Origin of the sequence: Mycobacterium sp. OAS707, from assembly GCF_014873705.1 — a bacterium.
GTDB lineage: Bacteria > Actinomycetota > Actinomycetes > Mycobacteriales > Mycobacteriaceae > Mycobacterium.
Genome location: NZ_JADBDS010000001.1, coordinates 999,581 through 1,022,227, shown reverse-complemented (window position 1 = coordinate 1,022,227; position 22,647 = coordinate 999,581). Strand labels below are relative to the sequence as shown.

Below are 22,647 nucleotides of genomic sequence, written 5' to 3'. Positions count from 1 at the left end.
ATATTTGGAGGACCTGTTGGTAGCCGAAGCGCCCCCAATCGGAGAACTCGAGGCTCGCCGCCCGTTCCCGGCCCGGCTCGGCCCGAAGGGCAACCTGGTCTACAAGCTCATCACCACGACCGATCACAAGATGATCGGCATCATGTACTGCGTCGCCTGCTTCATCTTCTTCTTCATCGGCGGGTTGATGGCGCTGTTCATGCGCACCGAACTGGCGCTGCCGGGGTTGCAGTTCCTGTCCAACGAGCAGTTCAACCAGTTGTTCACCATGCACGGCACGGTGATGCTGCTGTTCTATGCGACGCCGATCGTGTTCGGGTTCGCGAACCTGGTGCTTCCGCTGCAGATCGGCGCGCCCGACGTGGCGTTCCCGCGGCTGAACGCGTTCTCGTTCTGGCTCTTCCTGTTCGGCGCGATGATCGCGATCGCCGGCTTCATCACCCCCGGCGGTGCGGCCGACTTCGGCTGGACCGCCTACACCCCGTTGACCGACGCGATTCACTCGCCGGGCGCGGGCGGTGACCTGTGGATCATGGGACTGGCCGTCGGTGGTCTTGGCACCATCCTGGGTGGCGTCAACATGATCACCACCGTGGTCTGCATGCGTGCCCCCGGTATGACGATGTTCCGGATGCCGATCTTCACCTGGAACATCCTGGTGACCTCGATCCTGGTGCTGCTGGCCTTCCCGCTGCTGACCGCCGCGCTGTTCGGCCTGGCCGCCGACCGCCACCTCGGCGCGCACATCTACGACCCCGCCAACGGCGGTGTGCTGTTGTGGCAGCACCTGTTCTGGTTCTTCGGTCACCCCGAGGTGTACATCATCGCGCTGCCGTTCTTCGGCATCGTCACCGAGATCTTCCCGGTGTTTTCCCGCAAGCCGATCTTCGGTTACACCACGCTGATCTACGCGACGCTGTCGATCGCCGCGCTGTCGGTCGCGGTCTGGGCGCACCACATGTACGCCACCGGCGCCGTGCTGCTGCCGTTCTTCTCGTTCATGACGTTCCTGATCGCGGTGCCCACCGGCATCAAGTTCTTCAACTGGATCGGCACGATGTGGAAGGGCCAGTTGACGTTTGAAACACCGATGCTGTTCTCGGTGGGCTTCCTCGTCACGTTCCTGCTCGGTGGCCTGTCCGGCGTGCTGCTGGCCAGCCCGCCGATCGACTTCCACGTCACCGACTCGTATTTCGTTGTGGCGCATTTCCATTACGTGCTGTTCGGCACCATCGTGTTCGCCACCTATGCGGGTATCTACTTCTGGTTCCCGAAGATGACGGGTCGACTGCTCGACGAGCGACTCGGCAAGCTGCACTTCTGGCTGACGTTCATCGGCTTCCACACCACGTTCCTGGTGCAGCACTGGCTGGGTGACGAGGGCATGCCGCGCCGCTACGCCGACTACCTGCCGACCGACGGCTTCACCACGCTGAACGTCGTGTCGACCATCGGCGCGTTCATCCTCGGTGTGTCGACCATTCCGTTCGTGTGGAACGTGTTCAAGAGCTGGCGCTACGGCGAGCCGGTCATGGTCGACGACCCGTGGGGCTACGGTAACTCGCTGGAGTGGGCCACCAGCTGCCCGCCGCCGCGGCACAACTTCACCGAGCTGCCCCGAATCCGTTCGGAGCGGCCGGCATTCGAGCTGCACTACCCGCACATGGTTGATCGGATGCGTGCCGAGGCCCACGTCGGCCGCGCTCACGGGCCGGATGACGGCGATGTGACGCGACTGGACAACGAGAACGTCCGCACCTGACATTCAGGCGGTGAGCATGTCAAAGGTGTCGGTGCTGATCACCGTCACCGGACACGATCAACCGGGTGTCACTTCGGCGTTGTTCGAGGTGCTGTCGCGGCACAAGGTCGAACTCCTCAATGTCGAACAGGTCGTCATCCGCGGCCGTCTGACGCTGGGCGTCCTCGTGGTCGGCCCGCAAGACGTGGCGGGCGGTTCGCAGCTGCGCCGCGAGGTGGAGGACGCCATCCACGGCATCGGCCTGCTCGACGTGACGATCGAGCGCAGTGACGGGCTGCCCGTGATGCGCGAGCCGTCGACGCACACCATCGTCGTGCTGGGCCGGCCGATCACGGCCGAGTCGTTCGGCGTGGTGGCCCGCGAACTGGCGGCGCTCGGCGTCAACATCGACTTCATCCGTGGCGTCTCCGACTACCCCGTAACAGGTTTGGAGTTGCGGGTGTCGGTGCCGCGGAACGGCGTGTACGAACGACTGCAGGCCGCGATGGCGAAGGTGGCCGTCGACGAGAGCGTCGACATCGCGCTGGAGGACTACAGCCTGTCGCGACGGGCCAAGCGGCTCATCGTCTTTGACGTCGACTCGACGCTGATCCAGGGTGAGGTCATCGAGATGCTGGCCGCCCGCGCGGGGGCGGAGGCCGCCGTCGCCGCGGTCACTGAAGCGGCGATGCGCGGCGAACTGGACTTCGCGGAGTCGTTGCACCGCAGGGTCGCGACACTGGAAGGCCTGCCCGCCGAGGTGCTCGACGATGTCGCCGAACAGATCGAACTGACGCCGGGCGCGCGCACCACGCTGCGCACCTTGCGTCGGCTGGGGTACCACTGCGGCATCGTGTCCGGCGGGTTCCGTCAGGTCATCGACCCGCTCGCCCACGAGCTGAAGATGGACTTCGTCGCCGCCAACGAACTCGAGATCGTCGACGGGAAGCTGACCGGCAGGGTGATCGGCCCCGTGATCGACCGTGCGGGAAAAGCCAAGGCGCTGAGGAACTTCGCCGCTCAGGCCGGCGTACCGATGGAACAAACGGTGGCCGTCGGCGACGGTGCCAATGACATCGACATGCTCTCCGCCGCGGGCCTGGGGGTGGCGTTCAACGCCAAGCCCGCGCTGCGCGAAGTTGCCGACGCATCGCTGAGCCATCCGTACCTGGACACGGTGCTGTTCCTGCTCGGCATCACGCGTGGTGAGATCGAAGCCGCCGACTCGCGCGACGGGGTAGTGCGCCGGGTCGAGATCCCTGAAGACGACTAAAACCTGCGATTGGCTTTCGGCATGCGCTAGGCTTTGCATACAGTATTCGACGAGGGAATTTCATGGCCACCCTGCTTCTGCACCATTCGTGCTTCGCCAATCATCAGACCGCACACGGCCATCCGGAGCGGCCGGACCGCTACCGGGTGGTGGAGTCGGTGCTCGGGCGGCCCGAGTTCGATCCGCTGATGCGCGAGGAGGCCGAGCTGGCCGATCTCGACACAGCACGCTACGTGCACAGCAACCGCTACGTCGACGGACTGGAATCCGTGCGCCCGGACGCCGGCTACGTCTACCTCGACGGCGGCGACACCATGATGGAGCCGTCAACATGGGAAGTCGTGCTGCGTGGCGTCGGAGCGACCGTGCAAGCCGTCGACAAGGTGTGCAGCGGCGAAGTGCAGAACGCGTTCGTCGCATGCCGTCCGCCGGGTCACCACGCGGAAACCGAACGGGCCATGGGGTTTTGCCTCTTCAACAACATCAGCATCGGTGCTCGACATGCACAGCGTCACCACGGCCTGGAGCGGGTGGCGATAGTCGACTTCGACGTGCACCACGGCAACGGCACTCAGGAGATCTTCTACTCCGACCCCAGCGTGCTCTACGCCTCAACGCATCAGATGCCGTTGTTCCCCGGCACCGGGGCAGTCCGCGAAACCGGGGCGGGCAACATCTTCAACTCGCCGCTTGCCGCGGGCGATGGTGGCGCCGAACTGCGCGAAGCCTTCGAGGACAGGATCCTGCCTGCGCTCGATGCGTTCAGCCCGGAGTTGATCATCGTCTCCGCGGGCTTCGATGCGCACGAGCGCGATCCGCTCGGGTCGTTGCAAATGACGGCCGATGATTTCGCGTGGGTGACCCGCGCGCTGATGGAGTCGGCCGAGAAGAACTGCGACGGTCGGCTGGTGGCGGTGCTCGAGGGTGGTTATGACCTTGTCGGCCTTGCGGATTCGGTCAGCGCCCACGTCGGCGAACTGATGAAGGGTTAGACCACCAGCGCGGTCGGCTCGGGCACTGCCGTGCCCGTGACGCTGTGCCAGGCGCGGGCCAGTAGCTCGACCGCCTCTTCCAGCCGCTCGTCGGGCAGCGTGTACGGCACCCGGATGAACCGCTCCAGCGTGCCGTCGACGCCGAAGCGCGGCCCGGGCGGGATGATCAGCCCCAGCCGCGACGCCGCTGCCGACAACGCCGAGCTGGTTGGCGCGGGCAACCGAACCCACAGTGACATTCCGCCGTGGCTTTCACTGGCCGACCAGTCCGGAAGGTGTTCGCGCAGAAGCCTTCTCAGTAGCTCGCGGCGATGGCGGAGGATATCGCGGCGCTCGGCCAGGAGCTCGTCGGCCTTGCCGAACACGCGTGCCGCGGCAAGCTGTTCGACGATTGCAGTGCCCATGTCGATCGAAGGTCGTACCGCGGCGATGGTCGCCAGCGTGCTGCGCTCGGCGCGGATCCAGCCGATGCGCAGGCCGCCCCAGAACGACTTCGATACCGACCCGATGGTCAACACCAGATCGCGACGCGACGACATGAATGCCGCCATCGGCGCAGGCACCGGCCGGTCGAGCCACATGTCGGCGATCGTCTCGTCAATGATTGTGCGAGTGCGGGTTTCGGCGATGATGGTGCCAAGGCGCCGACGGCCCGCCTCGGAGAGGGTCATGCCGGTCGGGTTGTGATTGTCCACGACCAGGTAGGCCAGGCTGGGTGAAAGTTGACGGACCGCCGCGTCGATCGCGTCGAGTTCCCAGCCGTCATCGACCATGGATACGGGCACAGGTCGGGCTCCGCAGGTGGTGATAGCGGACAACGCGCCGTGGTAGGTCGGCTGCTCGACCAGGACGCGATCGCCCGGTTGGGTGTAGGTGGCCAGGATCAACCCGATCGCGTGCAGCGCCCCCGTCGTCACCATGATCTCGTCGGGCTCAGTGGGTAAGCCTCGCGCGCAATATCTTTCGGCGATCGCCTCACGCAGTGGCGCGACGCCGACCAACTCGACACCGATGTCGTGCAGGTACGGCATCACGTCGCGCGCCGCATCCGAGAACGCGTCCATCATCGGGCCAACCGGCGCGGCCAGCGTTGCCTCGGCCAGGCTTGCGGTGGCCGCGGCTTGTGTCGCGACCGGCGTGTTGCCGGAGACGGGCAGCGCGGTGGTGCTGCGCGCGCCACGGCGCGCATTGAGGTAGCCGTCCTCGCGCAACTGCGTGTAGGCGGCGGTGACGGTCGTGCGGGAGACACGCAGCGAATCGGCGAGCGCTCGCTCGCTGGGCAGTCGGGCTCCGACGGGCAGTCGCCCGTCCACGATCAGCATCCGGATGCCGTCGGCCAGACCCAGGTACGCGGGTCCGCTACGACTGGACGTGCGCCAGTTACCGAGCTCGCGGGCCAGTAGGTCCTCATCGAGCGCTCTGGCTCCCATTTCGATCGACATTGCAGGCCAGTATGTACCAACTGGATATTGAGAAGCAAGCCAGTCGGTCGGATTATCGAGTCATGAGCATGAATTGGACATCCAAAGTGGCCCGGCCGCTGGCTCGGCTCTTCCAACCGGCGGAAACCATGCCGGCCGAGTTCGTTGACCGCGACGCCGAACGCATCTGCCGGGAATTAGAACTGATCCGGATCCGCTTTCCCCACCATGCGTAAAGCCACCCTGCGCGGCCTGGCCCTGCTGGTTGGGCTGTGCGGCTACGGCTTCTCGATGGCGGTGATGGTGCGGGCCGGGCTCGGCCTGGATCCGTGGGACGTCTTCCACCAAGGCCTCGCCCGGCACACCGGCATGACCATCGGTGTCGCATCTGCTGTGGTCGGTGTCGCGGTGCTGTTGGCATGGATCCCACTGCGAAACCGGCCGGGCATCGGCACCATCGCCAACGTCATCGTCATCGCGGTCACCGTCGACGCCGGGCTGTGGCTGCTGCCGACGCCGACGGCACTTCCGCTACGCATCGCGATGATGGTGGGCGCGGTCGTGCTCAACGCGTTCAGCACTGTCCTCTACATCGGCGCCGCGCTCGGGCCAGGACCGCGCGACGGCCTGATGACCGGATTGGTAGTGCGCACCGGCCTTTCGGTGCGCCTGGTCCGCACGTCGATCGAGGCCACCGTGCTGGGCGTCGGCTGGCTCCTCGGCGGGACCGTCGGCGTCGGCACCGTGCTGTACGCGTTCGGCATCGGCCCGCTGGTGCAAATGTTCGTGCGCATCACGCCAAGGCGCGTGCTCGCTGTGAGCGGCTGGGCTTCCGTCGCCGAGGCCAGCGACTTGGGCGCGCAATACTCAGCAGATGGCGATAGCGGATCTGCTGGCTCGCGACGCGATCGCGCTGGCGTCTGATTCGGCGCGCGCGGTCCTCGGTATCGCGGGCAGCCCCGGTGCCGGGAAGTCGACGCTCGTCGAGGAGCTTCTCGGCCGCATCCGCGCAATCAAGGGCGACGACTGGGTCGCCCACATCCCGATGGACGGCTTCCACTTGGCCGACGCCCAGCTCGACCGCATCGGCGCCCGCGCCCGCAAAGGCGCGCCTGACACGTTCGACGTGGCTGGCTACGCACATCTGCTCGAACGGGTAAGGCGCGAAATCGACGCCCCGGTGTATGTGCCGGGGTTCGACCGCACGCTGGAACAGCCGCTGGCGGCCGCGCTCGTCGTCCTGCCGTCGGCACGGCTGGTCGTCACCGAGGGCAACTATCTGTTGCTCGACGATCCGCAGTGGGCGCGGGCGCGCCGGGCCATGGACGCCGTCTGGTTCGTCGCGAGCGAGGAGGCCACGCGGGTGGAGCGCCTCGTCGCGCGTCACATCCAGTTCGGAAAGTCGCCCCAGCAGGCCCGCGCCTGGGTAGCGACCACCGACCAAGCCAACTCGGAATTGGTGGCAGCCACGGCAGGCAGGGCCGATCGCGTCATCGTCAACGGCGCCGCAGGATGGGGCCTCGGGTAAGCGACACCCGTCGAGTACGGCACGATGGTCGGGTGGCCGACGCCGAAGCAGATGCAGCCGACCCCGACCTGCTGATCGACTTCGCCAAAGTTTCTATGCGACGTGGCGGCCAGACCCTGGTCGGGCCCGTCACCTGGGCGGTCGAACTCGACGAACGCTGGGTCGTCATCGGGCCGAACGGCGCAGGCAAGACGTCGCTGCTGCGGATCGCGGCCGCCCTGGAGCATCCGTCGTCTGGGACGGCGTACGTGCTGGGCGAGCGCCTCGGCCGCGTCGACATGTCGGAGCTGCGCTCGCGGGTCGGCCTCTCCAGCTCGGCGTTGTCGCAGCGGGTGCCCGATGGCGAGCTGGTGCGCGACCTCGTCGTCTCCGCCGGCTACGCGGTGCTGGGCCGCTGGCGCGAGTCGTACGAAGACGTCGACTACATCCAGGCGATCGACATGCTCGAGAGCGTGGGCGCCGAGCATCTGGCCGACCGCACCTACGGCACGCTGTCCGAAGGTGAGCGCAAGCGGGTGCTGATCGCCCGGTCGATGATGACCGACCCCGAACTGCTGCTGCTCGACGAACCCGCCGCCGGACTCGACCTCGGTGGGCGGGAGGAGCTACTGGCGCGGCTCGAGGATCTGGCAGGCGATCCCGACTCTCCGGCGCTGGTGCTGGTGACCCACCATGTTGAGGAGATCCCGCGCGGGTTCTCGCACTGCATGATCCTTTCTGAGGGCAAGGTCGTGGCTTCCGGGCTGCTGACGGACACGCTGACGTCCGAGAATCTGTCGAAGGCGTTTGGGCAGTCCATCGCCCTCGAGGTGGTGGACGGACGCTACTTCGCCCGTCGCACGCGAAGCAGGGCCGCGCACAGGAGGCGAAATGACTGACCATCCATTGGTGCCTCGGCCTGCGGCGACGGTGATGCTGGTGCGCGACAAGGGCCCGGGCATCGAAATCTTCCTGATGCGGCGCCACTCCGCGATGGAGTTCGTGGCGGGCGTGATGGTGTTCCCCGGCGGCGGGGTCGACGACCGCGACCGCAACGCCGACATCGCGTGGTTCGGCCCGCAGCCCGGCTGGTGGGCCGAGCGGTTCGGCGTCGCACCGGATCTCGCGGAGGCGCTCGTGTGCGCCGCCGCGCGCGAGACGTTCGAAGAGTCCGGTGTGTTGTTCGCCGGACCAGCCGACGACCCGGACGGCATCGTCGGCGACGCGTCGATTTACCGCGACCAGCGCGCGGCGCTGGAAGACCGCTCGCTGTCGTTCGGGGAGTTCCTGCAGCGGGAGAAGCTGGTGTTGCGCGCGGATCTGTTGCGGCCGTGGGCGAATTGGGTGACGCCGAAGGAAGAGCGCACCCGACGCTACGACACCTATTTCTTTGTCGGGGCGTTGCCGGAAGGACAGCGCGCCGACGGGGACAACACCGAAACCGACCGCGCGTTCTGGACCACGCCGCAGGCCGCACTCGACGAATTCGCCGACGGCAAGACGTTCCTGCTGCCGCCGACCTGGACGCAGTTGGACTCGCTGAACGGCCGCACCGTTGCCGAAGTGCTTGCGGTGCAACGTCAGATCGTCGCCGTTGAGCCGCACCTGGCCGCCAACAAGGACACCGGCAACTGGGAAATCGAGTTCTTCAACAGCGACCGCTACAACGCTGCGCGCAACCGTCGCGCACCCCAGGGCTACGTCGAGAAGTCATGAACGAATTCGTCTCCATCCACACCAGCGATGACCAGCCCGGCATCGCGACGCTGCTGCTGTCCCGACCGCCCAGCAATGGCCTGACCCGTCAGCTTTATCGTGAAATCACCTCTGCTGCAAGCGATCTCAGTCGGCGAGATGACATCCACGCCGTCATCGTGTTCGGCGGCCACGAGATCTTCTCCGCCGGAGACGATATGCATGAGCTGAGCACATTGAACGTCTCCGAGGCCGAGGTCGCCGCGGGGGTGTGTCGTGATGCCGTCGACGCGTTGGCCGCTGTCCCCAAGCCGACCGTGGCAGCCATCACCGGCTACGCGCTCGGCGGCGGGCTGAACCTGGCGCTGGCGGCGGACTGGCGGGTGGCCGGCGACAACGTGAAGTTCGGCGCGACAGAGATCCTGGCAGGGCGGGTGCCGCAGGGTGGCACTGCCCGGCTGGCCCGCGCGGCCGGTGAGAGCAAGGCCAAGGATCTGGTTTTCACCGGGCGGTTCGTCGACGCCAAGGAGGCACTCGCGCTCGGCCTGATCGACGAGATGGTGGCGCCTGACGGCGTCTATGACGCCGCGGTGGCCTGGGCCAAGCGCTTCTTGAACCACTCACCTCAGACACTGGTTGCCGCCAAGGCAACCTTCGACGTTTAGGCTGCCCTGTTATGACGAGTACCGACCCCAAGCCGAACCCGCATGCTACGGCGGAAGAGGTAGAGGCGGCCCGCCACGACTCCAAGCTCGCGCAGGTGCTCTACCACGACTGGGAAGCCGAGAGCTACGACGAGAAGTGGTCGATCAGCTACGACAAGCGCTGCGTCGACTACGCCCGCGATCTGTTCGACGCGACCGTGCCCGCCGACGAGCTGCGCGAGTTGCCCTACGACCGGGCGCTCGAGCTGGGCTGCGGTAGTGGGTTCTTCCTGCTGAACCTGATTCAGGCCGGCGTTGCGCGGCGCGGCTCGGTGACCGACCTGTCGCCGGGCATGGTGAAGGTGGCCACGCGCAATGGCGAGAATTTGGGCCTGGAGATCGACGGCCGCGTCGCCGATGCCGAGGGCATCCCGTACGAGGACAACACCTTCGACCTCGTGGTCGGACACGCGGTGCTGCACCACATCCCCGACGTCGAGCTGTCACTGCGCGAGGTTGTGCGGGTGCTCAAGCCGGGCGGCCGCTTCGTGTTCGCCGGCGAGCCGACGAACGCGGGGGAGAACTACGCGCGCCCGTTGTCGACGCTGACCTGGCGGGCGGTGACGAACGTGACCAAGCTCCCGGGGCTCGGCGGTTGGCGCCGTCCGCAAGCGGAGCTCGACGAGTCCTCGCGCGCCGCAGCGCTGGAGGCGATCGTCGATCTGCACACCTTCAATCCCGGCGATCTGGAGCGGATGGCCCGCAATGCCGGGGCGGTTGAGGTGTCGACCGCCACGACCGAGTTCACCGCGGCAATGCTCGGCTGGCCGCTGCGCACGCTCGAAGCCGCTGTGCCGCCCGGCCGATTGGGTTGGGGCTACGCCAAATTCGCGTTCCACAGCTGGATCACGCTGAGTTGGGTCGACCACAACCTGTGGCGCCGCGTGGTGCCGAAGAGCTGGTACTACAACGTCATGGTGACCGGGGTCAAGCCGTCGTAGCGTTTGATATCGAAGCCGTCGCTTACCTGCACTCCGACGCGGGCGCACGGGATCTCAGCGAGGTCAACGAGTTTCGGCTCACCGAAGCGTCGCGGCTTGCCGACATTGCCGCGGTGCGTGAGCGATTCGGTGACCGTGCCGCCGTCCTGGTGGAGACCACACTGTTGCGGCGAAGGGCCGCAGCCAAGTTCGCCGACGCCTCGGGGTGGCTGTTCACCGATGAGGCGCTGCAGCAGGCGACCGCCGAACAGGTCGCAGTGCATAGGGCGCGGCGGTTGGCTGGGCTGACCGTGCACGATGCGACATGTTCGATCGGTACCGAGCTTGCCGCGCTGCGGGATTGGGCGTCCTATGTTGTCGGCAGCGATATCGATCCCGTGCGACTGGCGATGGCCGCGCACAATGTTCCTGGCGTCGACCTGTGTCGCGCCGACGCGCTGCGGCCGGTCACTCGCGACGCGGTCGTTCTCGTCGATCCGGCCAGGCGCAGCGGGGGACGGCGGCGCTTCAACCCGGCTGACTACACCCCAGCTCTTGACGCCCTGCTCGAGGTGTACCAGGACCGCGATCTGGTCGTAAAGTGCGCTCCCGGAATCGCTTTCGACGAGTTGGCGCGGCTCGGATTTCGCGGCGAGATCGAGGTCACCTCGCTGGCCGGCAGTGTGCGCGAGGCCTGTCTGTGGTCGGGCGGTCTCGGTGAAGTCACCCGCAGGGCGACGATGCTCGACACCGGCGAAGTCGTCACCGACGCCGATCCGGACGACTGCCCGGTGGCGCCCGCAGGACGGTGGATCGTCGACCCCGACGGCGCTGTGGTGCGCGCAGGTCTGGTGCGGCATTACGCCACCAGGCACGGGCTGTGGCAGCTCGACCCCGAGATCGCCTACCTCTCGGGGGATCGGCTGCCCGACAACGTGCGTGGGTTCGAAGTTCTCGAGGAGCTCAGCTTCAGCGAACGGCGACTGCGCCAAGCGCTTTCGGCCCGTGATGTGGGCGCCGTGGAGATCCTGGTCCGCGGAGTCGACGTCGACCCCGACGCGTTGCGAACCCGGCTGCGGCTGCGCGGAACGCAACCGGTCTCGGTCGTCATCACCCGCATCGGATCCGGGGCGGCAAGCCGGGCAACGGCATTCATCTGTCGCCCGTCCCGATGATTTCGTGCTCCGCGCGTGCGCGGTGAAAACGCCACGTACCCTGGAATCAATGCGCCGGTGCCGAAGCCGGTGCCGGCTCGCGAGGACGTCCGACGATGCGCATTCTCAGGGTGGCTGCGATTCTCGTGGCCGGTCTGCTGGCCTGCTCGGCGCCTGCCGCGGCGCAGTCGGCCTGTGTCGATCTGAACGGCAGCGTCGGGCCTGACGGCATCTGCACGGTCCACAGCGCGAACTCCACCTACACGATGGACCTCACGTTCCCCAACGACTATCCCGACCAGCAGGCGCTGACGGCCTATCTGACGCAGGCCCGCGACGGCTTCGTCAACGTCTCGGAGATGCCTGGGTCATACAACCTGCCGTACGAACTCGACGCCAAGGGAACCGGATACCGCTCCGGTCCGCCGACGGGCGGTACGCAGAGCGTGGTGCTCACCATGTGGCAGAACGTCGGCGGTGCGCACCCGCAGACGTGGTACAAGTCGTTCAATTGGGACGTCGGCAAGAAGGCGCCGATCACGTTCGACACGTTGTTCAAGCCCGGCACCAAGCCGCTCGACGTGATCTTTCCTGCCGTCGAGCAGTATCTGCAGAAGCAGCAGGGTTTGATGGACGGCATCCCGCCCGCGATCGGCCTCGATGCGGCCAAGTACCAGAACTTCGCGTTGACAGACGATTCGCTGCTGTTCTTCTTCGGCCAGGGCGAGCTGTTCCCGGAGTCGGCGGGTCCTGTTGAGGCGACGGTGCCGCGCGCGACGGTCGCGGCGCTGTTGGCCTAATACCTACTCGGGTGCGAAGCCGTACACCTGACCGTCGCTCGTCGCGGTGACGACGCGGCGGTCGTGGCCGACGGAAACTCCGACCGGCCAGCCCGTCGCCTGCGGCAGCGGATAGTTGTTCACGGTGTGGCCGTCGTTCGGATCGAACACCAGTAGCGCCTGGCCGTTCTCGCCGTCCTTGGCGACGGTGTAGGCGATGCCGTCACCTGCCCGGCTGGTCGTGGCCAGTGGGGCGACGTCGTCACGGGTCCACAGCACATCGGCGTGATCGCCCTTGTCGCGGACCGCGATCAGCTTGGCGCCCGGCCCGCCGCCTGCCACGATCAAGCCGTCGGGCGTCACGGACGGCGGCGTCTGCGCCAGATAATCAAGCGGCACCGACCATTTCGGCTTGCCGTCCGCCGAGTTGACTGCCCACAGACGTTGGTCACGGCCGTTGACGTAGACGGTCGACCCGTCGGCGGACAGCACGGGACTGGAGATCGGGCCCTGTCCCACCGCGTCGGTTGTCCACTCGCGGGTGATGGTGGGGGGATCGCCCGCACGGTAACGAAGACCGACCAGCGTCGGCGCGGGCGCGTCGGGTTGCCATACATTCACGACGACGATTCCGTTGGCAGATGAGAACGCGGGCGCCGCGGCCACCGGACAACCCCGCCGGGCGGGTTGGCAATCGGCGAGTCCCCGATTGGAGTCGGTCGGATTGACACCGCTGACCAGATCCAGCGTGCCGAGGACGCGACCGTTGTGGGCTTCGAACACCAGCACCTGGCCGAGGTGTGTCACTACGAGCAGCTGACCGGGCTCGAGAATCCTTGGCGTGGTGGGCATTCCGATCACCGGCTGACGCCATCGAATCCACTGGGTGGGCGGGAACGACAGCATCGCGCCGGGCTGGCCGATGTAGAGGTTGTCGAAACCGTCAAAAAGCGGACTGGACAGGGGGCTTCCGGTTCCCGGCACCTGCCACAGCCGGGTGCACCAGCGCTGTCTGGCCTTGTTGTCGGTCTCCCACACCATCAGTGAGCATCCGCCCGCCGACTGTGCGTTGATCGCCAGGTAGCTGCCCGACCCGAGCGCCACCTGGGCGGCCAGGTTGCCCTTCACCGAACGTCGCCACTCGAGTCGCAGGGCGCCGGCACCGCCGACCGTCGTGTAGCTGCTGTTGGCCGCGTTGCCGTACTGAGCGGGCCAGCCGTCCGCCGCGTGCGCCTCGACCCAGGAATCGGTGGTGCCACACCCGGCAAGTACACCCGTGATCAGCGCCGTTGACGTGAGCACGATCAATCGCCGGAACACTGGATCCTTTCCCATTCCTACCGTTCGGTCCACGTGAGGGTAACCGTTGACGGTACGAGCGCTCGCGTAGGCTTTCCGGCCATGACGACGATGTGGGGCGCGCCGCTACACAAGCGGTGGCGGGGGTCCCGGCTGCGTGATCCGCGCCAGGCCAACTTTCTGACCCTCGCTTCGTTGAAGTGGGTGATCGCGAACAAGGCGTACACGCCGTGGTATCTGGTGCGCTACTGGCGCCTGCTGAAATTCAAGCTGGCCAACCCGCACGTCATCACCCGCGGCATGGTGTTCCTCGGCAAGGGTGTGGAAATCCAGTGCACGCCTGAGCTGGCGACGATGGAGATCGGTCGCTGGGTGCACATCGGCGACAAGAACACGATCCGCTGTCACGAGGGCTCGCTGCGGTTCGGCGACAAGGTCGTGCTCGGCCGCGACAACGTCATCAACACCTACCTCGACATCGAGCTTGGTGATTCGGTGCTGATGGCGGACTGGGTCTATGTCTGCGACTTCGACCACAAGATGGACGACATCAACGTGCCCATCAAGGACCAGGGCATCATCAAGGGCCCGGTCCGGATCGGGCCGGACACCTGGATCGCCACCAAGGTCACGATCCTGCGCAACACGACGATCGGCCGCGGCTGCGTGCTGGGTTCGCACGCGGTGGTCAAGGGCGACATCCCCGATTTCTCGATCGCCGTCGGTGCGCCGGCGAAGGTCGTCAAGAACCGGCAGTTGGCGTGGGAGACGTCGGCGGCCCAACGCGCCGAATTGGCCGCGGCGCTCGCCGACATCGAGCGCAAGAAGGCCTCCCGCTAAGTCCTACTCCCGCGAGCGTGCGCGTTTGTACGTCGACACGCCGCGAAACTTGAGCATTCCCTGCACGCTCGCTGTGAACCGAACGTGGCGATCCGCCCACCAATGGCATGCGGCTACCTTCAGATCGCTCTCATGGTTGGGGTCGTTGCGGTTGCCGCGATTCTCGTCGCGCTGGGCGCTCAGTAGCCGGCCCAGTCGATGTCGAACGCGTCGGCAAGAGCAGTACGCCCTTGATCGGTGACGGTGAGCGCGCGTCCACGTGGCACTCGCTTCACCCAACCTGCGGACAGGAACCGATCCAGCACCGCGCGGCCGAGCCCGCCGCCGAGGTGGTGCCGCTGCTCCGTCCAGTCCACGCAGTAGCGCACCAGTGGCCTTTTGCCCGTTGGTATTTCGACACCGATGCCGGCCAGGAAATCGCGGCCGACGTCGGTCAGTTCGTAGTGCAGATCGCGGCCCGGCTTGCTGAGGGCATCGTGGCCGTCGCGCGACGGGTCGTAGCGCCCGTCGCCGCCGACGAGCGCCTCGCGGTCAAGCAGGCTGCCCATGACGGCCACCCCGAGACGGCCGGCGACATGGTCGTAGCAGGTGCGGGCCGAGCGCAGCCGCGCCGCACGGGTGCCTTCGCGCAACGATCGCACCGGCCGTGCCGGCGCGAGGCGTCCCAACTGCTCCAGCAGCTCGCCGACCTCCGGGCCGGACAGCCGGTAGTAGCGGTGCCTGCCATGCGTTTCGACCGTCAGCAGGCCGGCGTTGGTCAGTTTGTTGAGGTGGCTACTGGCCGTCGGCCTGCTGATGCCCGCTTCGTCGGCGAGCATGCTCGCAGGCAGGGCTCGTCCGTCGTCGAGGGCGAGCAGTACCTTGCACCGTGCCGGGTCGGCCAGCAGTGACGCAACCGCGGCGATGTCGGCGTCACCGCCGGTCGGCAGCTCGGCAGCGTTACGCATGGCGGTCCTCCTGCTTCTTTTCGCGTCCCACACCTCGAAGGTAGGCCTGGAATGATTCGACGCGCATCGAACTTTCTGCGGCCCGCAGCAGCATCGAGGGAGTTGAGCTCACGGATGCCGGCGCACCGGCCCGGCCCACAGTGGGCGCTCGGCACGCGGAGGCTGGTCGGCGCGGCGATGGGTAACCGGAATCTGGACTGGGCCAACAGAATTGGTGCGCGGCCGCACCGGGGGTTTCGATTCGCGCGGCTGTGGCGGGGGATTCTCGGTGGCCGCGCGATCGTATTCGGCGCGGCGGCCCGGGTCGCGCAGTTGAGCGTAGGCGGCCAGGACTTCTCGCAGCTCGGCATCCCCAACCCCTGCTGAACGAGTGTCGGGATGAAGCGACCGCAACTTGGCGCGAAAGGCGTGCGTGATCTCGGCCGGTGTGGCCGTGCGTGTCACGCCCAACACGGCGTAGGGATTGGAACGCTCGATCATCGACAGTCTCCCCGCCGGGATTGATCCGCCTGCATGCCACCGGGCCCGCCGCCGATGGGGAATCCCGGCGGCGGGCGGACCCGGGCTGCGCAGTGACATCACGCACGACCATTCACCACGTGCCACTGCCGGTGGCGGTGCGCGCGCAGGTCGAGGACGCGACACTGCGTCTGCGCGAATGCACAGTGATTGGTGTGTTGGACGGTGCGCGAGTCACTGCCCGCTTGTGCTCATCGCCGATAGCATCACCTCCCTTGCGGGACAGCACCTTTCGATAAGCTCCTGCTTGGACGCGCGGCCGTGGCGGTCAGGCGTTGATAGATCTCTTCTCGTCGCTACCGGCAATCTTGATGCGGCGCGGTTTGGCTTTCTCGGCGACCGGGATGGATAGCCGGAGCACCCCGTTCTGGTAGCTGGCCTGGATCCGGTCGGCGTCGAGGTTGTCGCCCAGGAACAACTGGCGACTGAACACCCCGCGTGGGCGCTCCGCGGACACCATCTCCCGGTCCTGATTCAGCCCCGGCCGCTCGGCATGCACGGTCAACACGTTGCGTTCGACGTCGAGATTCAGCGAGTCTTCGGTCACACCAGGCAGGTCGAACTCGACGATGAACTCGTCACCCTCGCGCCAGGCATCCATCGGCATCACCGCGGGGCGGGCGGCGGTACCTAACACCTGCTGGGTCCAGCGGTCGAGATCGCGGAACGGATCGGTGCGCATCAACATCATCTCCACCTCCCTTGAATCCCAGAGATCATCTATGTGATCTGGTATAGATTTGTATATAGCACTGGTGCTAGGTTCGTGCAAGAACAGATTTCGACCGAATGGATAGCCAGTTGAGTCAGCAATCGGGCGCCCGATCTCGGCGCGGGGTCTACAGCATCTCGGTGGCCGCGGAGTTGTCCGGCATCCCGGTGCAGTCACTGCGGCTCTACGAGCAACGCGGACTGATCACCCCCGCCCGGACGGCCGGGGGCACCCGCCGCTACAGCGACGACGACCTGATTCGCCTGCAGCGGATCGCCGAATTGCTTTCCGATGGAGTCAACGTGGCCGGCATTGCCCAGATCCTGCACCTCCAAGATCGCAACACCCAACTCGAAACGCACAACACCGAGTTGAGAACGGCCAACAGTCAGCTGAAGACCGACAACGCCGCGCTCGCCTCCGCCGACGGTCGTGCCAAAGGCGGCAAGGGCCGATCACAAGCGAAGAAAAGGCAACGCTAGACGTCTGACCGTCAGCGGTCAGGCAGTGGGTGCTCGACGATAACGCGACGCCGGTGCGGTTCGCGTTCGCGGCGCTTGGCGGTGAGATATACCTGCGCGGTTTCATCGGCGACGGTGTGCCAGTCGAAGTCGGACGTGAGGCGCTCACGGGCAGCGATCGCTCGTTGTTGGGCAGCGTCAGGATCGTCGAGCACCGCGCGCACGGCCGTGGCCAGACTCGCCACATCGCGCGGGGCGTACGACATTCCGGTCTGACCGTTGATCACCGCTTCGCCGAGGCCGCCGACATTGGACGTGACGAGCGGGACGCCGGTGGCCGCCGCTTCGAGCGCGACGATGCCGAACGGCTCGTAGTGGCTGGGCAGCACGCACGCGTCGGCGGTGTGCAGCAGCTTCACGAGCTCGTCGTGGTCGAGTCGGCCGACAAACGTTGTGGCCTTGAGCACCTTGTACTTTCGCGCCTGCTCGACGAGCCAGTCGAGCTGTGTGCCGTCACCTGCGACAGTCAGCGTCGTGCCGGGGTGTGCGCGCCTGATGCGGGGGAGTGCCGCGATCGCGTCGTGAATGCCCTTCTCGTACTCGAGCCGACCCAGGTACATCAGCTGCGCGGGCCCGGTACGGGGTCGGCGTCGCGCGAACGGCCACAGTGCCGCATCGATCCCGTTTCGGATGACGCGGGTCTCGACGAGGCCGGGCCCGAAGAGCTCGGTGATCTCGTCGCTCATCGAGTGCGAACACGTGATGAGCGAATCGGATTCGTGAACGAGCCAGGATTCGACGGCATGCACCTGGCGGCTGATCGGACCCGCAACCCAGCCCGAGTGCCTGCCGGCCTCAGTGGCGTGGATCGTGGAAACCAATGGGACGTCGAAGTATTCGGCTAGCGCGATCGCCGGGTGCGCGACGAGCCAATCGTGGGCATGTACGACGTCGGGGCGCCATGCTCGGCCGCGGCGGTCCTTGATGGCGAGGCCGGCGCGAACCATGGAGTGGCCCATGGCAAGGGTCCACGCCATCATGTCGGCGCCGAAGTCGAATTCGTGCGGGTCCTGCGCGGCGGCGATAACTCTTACGCCCTCGGCGATTTCGTCGGTCGACGGGTGCGTGCTCGGGTCTGTGCCGCTGGGTCTGCGGTTGAGAACCACGACCTCGTGCCCGGCCGCGGCCAGCGCCGTCGCCAAGTTGTAGACGTGCCTGCCGAGCCCGCCGACCACCACCGGCGGGTACTCCCACGACACCATCAGTACTTTCATGCGCGAGCGACCCCAACATGCCAACAATTCGCGGCGTGTCGTGTACAGACACGGACGCTCGCGGGAAGAAGCTTCACCTCGGTAACCGCCTCGCGTCGAGCGCGCCGAACAGGCCGTCGGCGCGGTTCCACCCCTCGGCGAGGCGCCCAGCGTGCTCGCTGCGGCCTGACGCGAGCGCGTCGGCGATCTCGCGGGTGGCGTGGGCGTGTAAATGTGCGCGGTAGCGCGCGTAGTCGGCTGCGGAGTCCTTGCTGACCATGAACGGCCAGTCGCTGGAGACGGTGAGCAGCGTTTCGCGCAGGATCTGGTCGGCGACGAAGTTGCGGGCAGTCGGTGCGTCCGTCTCACCGAGTGCCTTGTCCACTGTGGTCAGCGCGGTGTCGACGACCTCGGCGTTCAACTGCACCAGATCGGCGACCTGCTCGCCGGCCCATACCTGCCAGTCCTTGCCGGAACCCCAAGAGCTGGGCGGCAATTCGACGGGCGCGCCGACGAATCCATCGGCGACCGCGTCGGACAGCGTCCCCACTCGTATCCCGGCCGCAGGCAGCGCACGCAATACGCGCTCCAGCCACAGCGGGCCCTCATACCACCAATGCCCGAACAGTTCGGTGTCGAACGCCGCCACCACATGCGCCGGCCTGCCGATGCGTTCTGACTCGCTGACAAGGCGATCGCGCACCATCCCGACGAAGTCCTCGACGTGCGCGTCGACCGCCCGGTCCGCGCGTTGGGGGTCGTAGGGCGCCTTGGCATCCGAGGGCACGTTGCGGCCCGTCACGCGGGCCGGCTTGAGGCCGGTGACGTGATCGTAGGTGTGGAAGTCGCGATACGCGGCGTGCCCGGGGTAGCCCGACTTCGGTGACCACACGCGGTAGCTGACCTGTAGATCGCGCCCGAATGCGACGACGTCCGACGCGGCGACCGGCCGGCCAAGCGCGGTGTCGCCGTGCAACGACGGGCCGTCGACCATGAAGTGGCCGACACCTGCTGCGGCGTAATCGATTTCCATGCCGGGCGCATACGCACACTCGGGTGCCCAGATGCCCCTCGGCGTGTGGGCGAACCGCTGGCCTGCGTCTGCGAGGCCCTCGCGTAATGCGAACTCGCGCAGCCGCGGACTGAGCAGCGGCTGGAACGGATGCGACAACGGTCCGCCGAGCAGTTCGATGGTCTCTGCGTCGATCAGCCCGCGCAGCAATGGGCTGCCGCCGTGGCGCCACAGCGTCGCGAAGTCGTCGAGGGCGCGCTCGGCTTCTGTCTGCTCGCGAATCCCGAACGCGCCCATCGGCTCAGGCAGCGTCGTGGCTTCCAGTGCCCGCAGCCGCCAGTTCGCCAGCCAGTGATGCATGCCGGACAGGCAGTACGGATCGTCAAGTTGTGCGGTCACCACCGGCGTCATGCCAAGCGTCACAACATGTTTGCGGTCTTCGTCGGCCAGCGTGCGCAGCACCCGCATCAACGGCAGATAGGCCGCCGACCACGACTGGTAGAGCCATTCCTCGCCGACCGGCCAGCGGCCGTGATGGGCCAGCCACGGCAGGTGGGTGTGCAGCACGAGGGTGAACAGCCCGGGAACCGGGTTCGACTGAGTCACGGCCGCACCGCGATTGCGACCAAGTCCAAACTGGCGTCGATATCGGCGGTGTCGGTGAGGTCGAAGTCGTCGATGGTCACCGAGGCGACGTCGGCGAGCAGATCCTCGGGCCAGGGGGCGTCGGCCACCGCGCGAGCGATCTGGGCGTCGATGATCGATCCGCCGTGCCGCGCATCGAGTTCGGCCAACCGCGGGCCATGAAAGACCCCGAGCATCGACTCGAGCGAAAAGCCCGCTGCCGTCAGCAGTTCGGTGAGCTCCGCGGCGTTCAGTTCACGGGTGTGGAACGGATTGATCGGGGTGTCGCGGCCGGGGGAGAAGGTGATCCGGTTGGGCGTCGACATCAGCAGGACACCGCCGGGCCGCAGCACCCGCAAGCACTCGGCCACGAATTGCCCTTGGTCCCACAGGTGTTCGATCACCTGGAAGTTCACGACGACATCGACGGTGCCGTCCGCCAGTGGCAGCTCGGCCAAATTGCCGTGCAACATCTCCACCCGCGGATACCGCGCCCGCACGTGGGCCACGGCGGACTCGTCGTAGTCCAGCCCGATCACCCGGCGCGCCACAGCGGCGATCAGGTCGGCGCCATAGCCTTCGCCGCATCCGGCCTCGAGCACGTCGCGACCGGCGCAACGATCGGCCAGTCGCGCATAGACGACCTCATGGCGGCGGAACCAGTAGTTCTCCTCCGCCAGCCCGGGGATGGTGCGTTCGCCAGTCAGGGGCAACGCGGCACCCTCGTCGGGGCACCCAACCGGACAGTTACTAACGAATGAGGCGCTCATTGCAAGGCAGGCTAACGCGGATCGGCCCGATGGCGAACGGTTCGCCGACTACGGGCTGCTAGAACGCAAACTTCGACCAGCTATGGTGTTCCTGCGAACCGCCATAAGTTACCGGCGAGTAACATGGTGGTAGTTGCTTCAAGCGTGGTAATGCAGGCCGGCTCGCCCGGCCTCTGCTGAGGAGGACGAACCAGACTCATGACGAACATCGTGGTCCTGATCAAACAGGTCCCTGACACGTGGTCGGAGCGCAAGCTGACCGACGGCGATTTCACTCTCGACCGCGAGGCGGCCGACGCCGTGCTCGACGAGATCAACGAGCGCGCCGTCGAGGAGGCGCTGTTGATCAAGGAGAAGGAAGCCGCCAATGGCGGTGAGAGCACTGTGACAGTGCTCACAGCCGGACCGGAGCGGGCGACCGAGGCCATCCGCAAGGCGCTGTCGATGGGTGCCGACAAGGCCGTGCACCTGCTCGACGACGGCATGCACGGCTCGGACATGATCCAAACCGGTTGGGCGTTGGCCCGCGCGCTGGGCACCATCGAGGGCACCGAACTGGTGATCGCCGGCAACGAGGCCACCGACGGCGTCGGCGGCGCGGTTCCCGCGGTGATCGCCGAGTACCTGGGCCTGCCGCAGTTGACGCACCTGCGCAAGGTGTCGGTCGAGGACGGCAAGGTGACCGGCGAGCGCGAGACCGATGACGGTGTGTTCACCGTTGAGGCGCCGCTGCCTGCGGTGGTTTCGGTCAACGAGAAGATCAACGAGCCCCGCTTCCCGTCCTTCAAGGGCATCATGGCCGCCAAGAAGAAGGAAGTGACGACGCTGACGCTGGCCGAGATCGGTGTCGAGGCCGACGAGGTCGGCGTCGCCAATGCCGGTTCCAAGGTCACCGCGTCGACCCCGAAGCCGCCGAAGACGGCCGGCGAGAAGGTCACCGACGAGGGCGACGGCGGCACGAAGGTCGCCGAGTACCTGGTTGCTCAAAAGATCATCTAGCCGATAACCCATTAGCCGATAGACCCAGAAAGACTTTGAAGACATATGGCTGAAGTACTTGTGCTCGTTGAGCACGCCGAGGGCGCGGTGAAGAAGATCACCGCCGAATTGATCACCGCCGCACGCAAGTTGGGCGAGCCGTCCGCCGTCGTGGTGGGCAAGCCGGGCACCGCTGCGGCGCTGACCGACGCGTTGAAGGAAGCCGGCGCCGCCAAGATCTACGTCGCCGAATCCGATGACGCCGAGAACTACCTGATCACCCCGTACGTCGACGTGCTGGCTGCGCTGGTCGAGTCGGCCACTCCGGCTGGTGTGCTGCTGGCCGCCAGCGCCGACGGTAAGGAGATCGGGGGCCGGCTGGCCGCCCGAATCGGCTCCGGCATCTTGACCGACGTCGTCGACGTCCGCGAAGGGCCGGTCGGCGTCCACAGCATCTTCGGTGGCGCGTTCACCGTCGAGGCCGAGACCACCGGCGACACCCCGGTGATCACGGTCCGTCCGGGTGCGATCGAGGCCGAGCCCGCAGCGGGCGCCGGTGAGGTGGTCAACGTCGACGTGCCCGCGCAGGCCGAGAATGCGACCAAGATCACCAAGCGTGAGCCCGCGGTCGCAGGCGACCGTCCGGAGCTCACCGAGGCCACCGTCGTGGTTTCCGGTGGTCGTGGCGTCGGCAGCGCCGAGAACTTCAGCGTGGTGGAGGAATTGGCCGACTCGCTCGGTGCCGCCGTCGGTGCCTCGCGTGCCGCCGTCGACTCCGGCTACTACCCGGGCCAGTTCCAGGTGGGCCAGACCGGCAAGACCGTGTCGCCGCAGCTGTACATCGCGCTGGGCATCTCCGGCGCGATCCAGCACCGCGCAGGCATGCAGACGTCGAAGACGATCATCGCGGTGAACAAGGACGAAGAGGCGCCGATCTTCGAGATCGCCGACCTCGGCATCGTCGGCGACCTGTTCAAGGTCGCACCGCAGCTGACCGAAGCGGTCAAGGCCCGCAAGGGTTAATCGCCGCCGCGCGAAGCCCCCGG

The 22,647-nt window shown here is 66.7% G+C and carries 24 protein-coding genes; 16 read left to right on the top strand and 8 right to left on the bottom strand.

Annotated elements, in window-relative coordinates; translation table 11 throughout:
* The first annotated feature begins 16 nt into the window (after positions 1 to 16).
* From ctaD to GGC64_RS05025, 3 genes are all read left to right on the top strand, one after another.
* Positions 17 to 1,762 carry a cytochrome c oxidase subunit I gene (ctaD, locus tag GGC64_RS05035; RefSeq protein WP_192721325.1) on the top strand — a complete coding sequence of 582 codons (1,746 nt, stop codon included), beginning with the start codon at positions 17 to 19 and terminating at the stop codon, positions 1,760 to 1,762.
* Positions 1,763 to 1,778: 16 nt separating this feature from the next.
* Positions 1,779 to 3,014 (top strand): phosphoserine phosphatase SerB, encoded by a 1,236-nt coding sequence (gene serB / locus GGC64_RS05030; RefSeq protein WP_192722405.1) that lies wholly within the window; start codon positions 1,779 to 1,781, stop codon positions 3,012 to 3,014.
* 62 nt (positions 3,015 to 3,076) lie between these two features.
* Positions 3,077 to 4,006, top strand: coding sequence for a histone deacetylase family protein (locus GGC64_RS05025; RefSeq protein ID WP_192721324.1), 930 nt, complete (start codon positions 3,077 to 3,079; stop codon positions 4,004 to 4,006).
* Here the strand turns inward: GGC64_RS05025 and GGC64_RS05020 are convergent.
* Entirely contained in the window at positions 4,003 to 5,448 is a 1,446-nt protein-coding gene (locus GGC64_RS05020; protein WP_192721323.1) for a PLP-dependent aminotransferase family protein, read from the bottom strand. The genes GGC64_RS05025 and GGC64_RS05020 overlap by 4 nt on opposite strands.
* Positions 5,449 to 5,510: 62 nt before the next feature.
* On the opposite strand from GGC64_RS05020, the gene GGC64_RS05015 reads away from it, so the two are divergent.
* The 9 genes from GGC64_RS05015 (at position 5,511) to GGC64_RS04975 (ending at position 12,207) form a co-directional block, all read left to right on the top strand.
* Positions 5,511 to 5,663 (top strand): hypothetical protein, encoded by a 153-nt coding sequence (locus GGC64_RS05015; RefSeq protein WP_225951169.1) that lies wholly within the window; start codon positions 5,511 to 5,513, stop codon positions 5,661 to 5,663.
* The gene (locus tag GGC64_RS05010) at positions 5,656 to 6,351 is read left to right on the top strand and encodes a YitT family protein (RefSeq protein ID WP_192721321.1); all 696 of its coding nucleotides are present in this window, start codon (positions 5,656 to 5,658) and stop codon (positions 6,349 to 6,351) included. Before GGC64_RS05015 ends, GGC64_RS05010 begins: the two co-directional genes overlap by 8 nt.
* Complete coding sequence (locus tag GGC64_RS05005; protein ID WP_192721320.1) at positions 6,302 to 6,955, top strand: nucleoside/nucleotide kinase family protein; 654 nt, start codon at positions 6,302 to 6,304, stop codon at positions 6,953 to 6,955. Before GGC64_RS05010 ends, GGC64_RS05005 begins: the two co-directional genes overlap by 50 nt.
* Entirely contained in the window at positions 6,940 to 7,833 is an 894-nt protein-coding gene (locus GGC64_RS05000; RefSeq protein WP_192721319.1) for an ABC transporter ATP-binding protein, read from the top strand. The genes GGC64_RS05005 and GGC64_RS05000 overlap by 16 nt, the downstream gene beginning before the upstream one ends.
* Positions 7,826 to 8,650, top strand: coding sequence for an NUDIX hydrolase (locus tag GGC64_RS04995; RefSeq protein ID WP_192721318.1), 825 nt, complete (start codon positions 7,826 to 7,828; stop codon positions 8,648 to 8,650). Before GGC64_RS05000 ends, GGC64_RS04995 begins: the two co-directional genes overlap by 8 nt.
* On the top strand, positions 8,647 to 9,294 hold the full coding sequence (locus GGC64_RS04990) for an enoyl-CoA hydratase (protein WP_192721317.1): 648 nt from the start codon (positions 8,647 to 8,649) through the stop codon (positions 9,292 to 9,294). Before GGC64_RS04995 ends, GGC64_RS04990 begins: the two co-directional genes overlap by 4 nt.
* An 11-nt stretch (positions 9,295 to 9,305) precedes the next feature.
* Positions 9,306 to 10,274, top strand: coding sequence for a class I SAM-dependent methyltransferase (locus tag GGC64_RS04985; RefSeq protein WP_192721316.1), 969 nt, complete (start codon positions 9,306 to 9,308; stop codon positions 10,272 to 10,274).
* Positions 10,208 to 11,428, top strand: coding sequence for a class I SAM-dependent methyltransferase (locus tag GGC64_RS04980; RefSeq protein WP_192721315.1), 1,221 nt, complete (start codon positions 10,208 to 10,210; stop codon positions 11,426 to 11,428). Before GGC64_RS04985 ends, GGC64_RS04980 begins: the two co-directional genes overlap by 67 nt.
* 95 nt (positions 11,429 to 11,523) lie before the next feature.
* Entirely contained in the window at positions 11,524 to 12,207 is a 684-nt protein-coding gene (locus tag GGC64_RS04975) for an esterase (protein WP_192721314.1), read from the top strand.
* A gap of 3 nt (positions 12,208 to 12,210) precedes the next feature.
* On the opposite strand, the gene GGC64_RS04970 is transcribed toward GGC64_RS04975, so the two are convergent.
* A complete protein-coding gene (locus GGC64_RS04970) occupies positions 12,211 to 13,506 on the bottom strand; it encodes a PQQ-binding-like beta-propeller repeat protein (protein WP_192722404.1) in 1,296 nt (431 codons plus the stop codon).
* Between the two features lie 81 nt (positions 13,507 to 13,587).
* Between GGC64_RS04970 and GGC64_RS04965 the strand changes: the two genes are divergently transcribed.
* Positions 13,588 to 14,325 (top strand): acyltransferase, encoded by a 738-nt coding sequence (locus GGC64_RS04965; RefSeq protein ID WP_192721313.1) that lies wholly within the window; start codon positions 13,588 to 13,590, stop codon positions 14,323 to 14,325.
* A gap of 179 nt (positions 14,326 to 14,504) precedes the next feature.
* On the opposite strand, the gene GGC64_RS04960 is transcribed toward GGC64_RS04965, so the two are convergent.
* The 3 genes from GGC64_RS04960 to GGC64_RS04950 form a co-directional block, all read right to left on the bottom strand.
* Positions 14,505 to 15,272: a helix-turn-helix transcriptional regulator gene (locus GGC64_RS04960; RefSeq protein ID WP_192721312.1), complete on the bottom strand. Its 768-nt coding sequence runs from the start codon at positions 15,270 to 15,272 to the stop codon at positions 14,505 to 14,507.
* 108 nt (positions 15,273 to 15,380) lie between these two features.
* The gene (locus GGC64_RS04955; RefSeq protein WP_192721311.1) at positions 15,381 to 15,752 is read right to left on the bottom strand and encodes a J domain-containing protein; all 372 of its coding nucleotides are present in this window, start codon (positions 15,750 to 15,752) and stop codon (positions 15,381 to 15,383) included.
* Between the two features lie 307 nt (positions 15,753 to 16,059).
* Entirely contained in the window at positions 16,060 to 16,482 is a 423-nt protein-coding gene (locus tag GGC64_RS04950; RefSeq protein ID WP_304611073.1) for an Hsp20/alpha crystallin family protein, read from the bottom strand.
* Positions 16,483 to 16,580: 98 nt separating this feature from the next.
* Here GGC64_RS04950 and GGC64_RS04945 point away from each other — a divergent pair, with 98 nt between their 5' ends.
* Positions 16,581 to 16,985, top strand: coding sequence for a MerR family transcriptional regulator (locus GGC64_RS04945; RefSeq protein ID WP_192721310.1), 405 nt, complete (start codon positions 16,581 to 16,583; stop codon positions 16,983 to 16,985).
* 11 nt (positions 16,986 to 16,996) lie between these two features.
* Here GGC64_RS04945 and GGC64_RS04940 read toward each other — a convergent pair whose 3' ends face one another.
* The 3 genes from GGC64_RS04940 to GGC64_RS04930 form a co-directional block, all read right to left on the bottom strand.
* Complete coding sequence (locus GGC64_RS04940; RefSeq protein ID WP_192721309.1) at positions 16,997 to 18,238, bottom strand: glycosyltransferase family 4 protein; 1,242 nt, start codon at positions 18,236 to 18,238, stop codon at positions 16,997 to 16,999.
* Positions 18,239 to 18,311: 73 nt separating this feature from the next.
* Positions 18,312 to 19,835 (bottom strand): glycoside hydrolase family 57 protein, encoded by a 1,524-nt coding sequence (locus GGC64_RS04935; protein ID WP_192721308.1) that lies wholly within the window; start codon positions 19,833 to 19,835, stop codon positions 18,312 to 18,314.
* Entirely contained in the window at positions 19,832 to 20,623 is a 792-nt protein-coding gene (locus GGC64_RS04930) for a bifunctional 2-polyprenyl-6-hydroxyphenol methylase/3-demethylubiquinol 3-O-methyltransferase UbiG (protein ID WP_192721307.1), read from the bottom strand. Before GGC64_RS04930 ends, GGC64_RS04935 begins: the two co-directional genes overlap by 4 nt.
* Positions 20,624 to 20,821: 198 nt before the next feature.
* Here GGC64_RS04930 and GGC64_RS04925 point away from each other — a divergent pair, with 198 nt between their 5' ends.
* On the top strand, positions 20,822 to 21,622 hold the full coding sequence (locus tag GGC64_RS04925; RefSeq protein WP_192721306.1) for an electron transfer flavoprotein subunit beta/FixA family protein: 801 nt from the start codon (positions 20,822 to 20,824) through the stop codon (positions 21,620 to 21,622).
* Between the two features lie 45 nt (positions 21,623 to 21,667).
* Entirely contained in the window at positions 21,668 to 22,624 is a 957-nt protein-coding gene (locus GGC64_RS04920) for an electron transfer flavoprotein subunit alpha/FixB family protein (RefSeq protein ID WP_192721305.1), read from the top strand.
* Positions 22,625 to 22,647 lie beyond the last annotated feature (23 nt).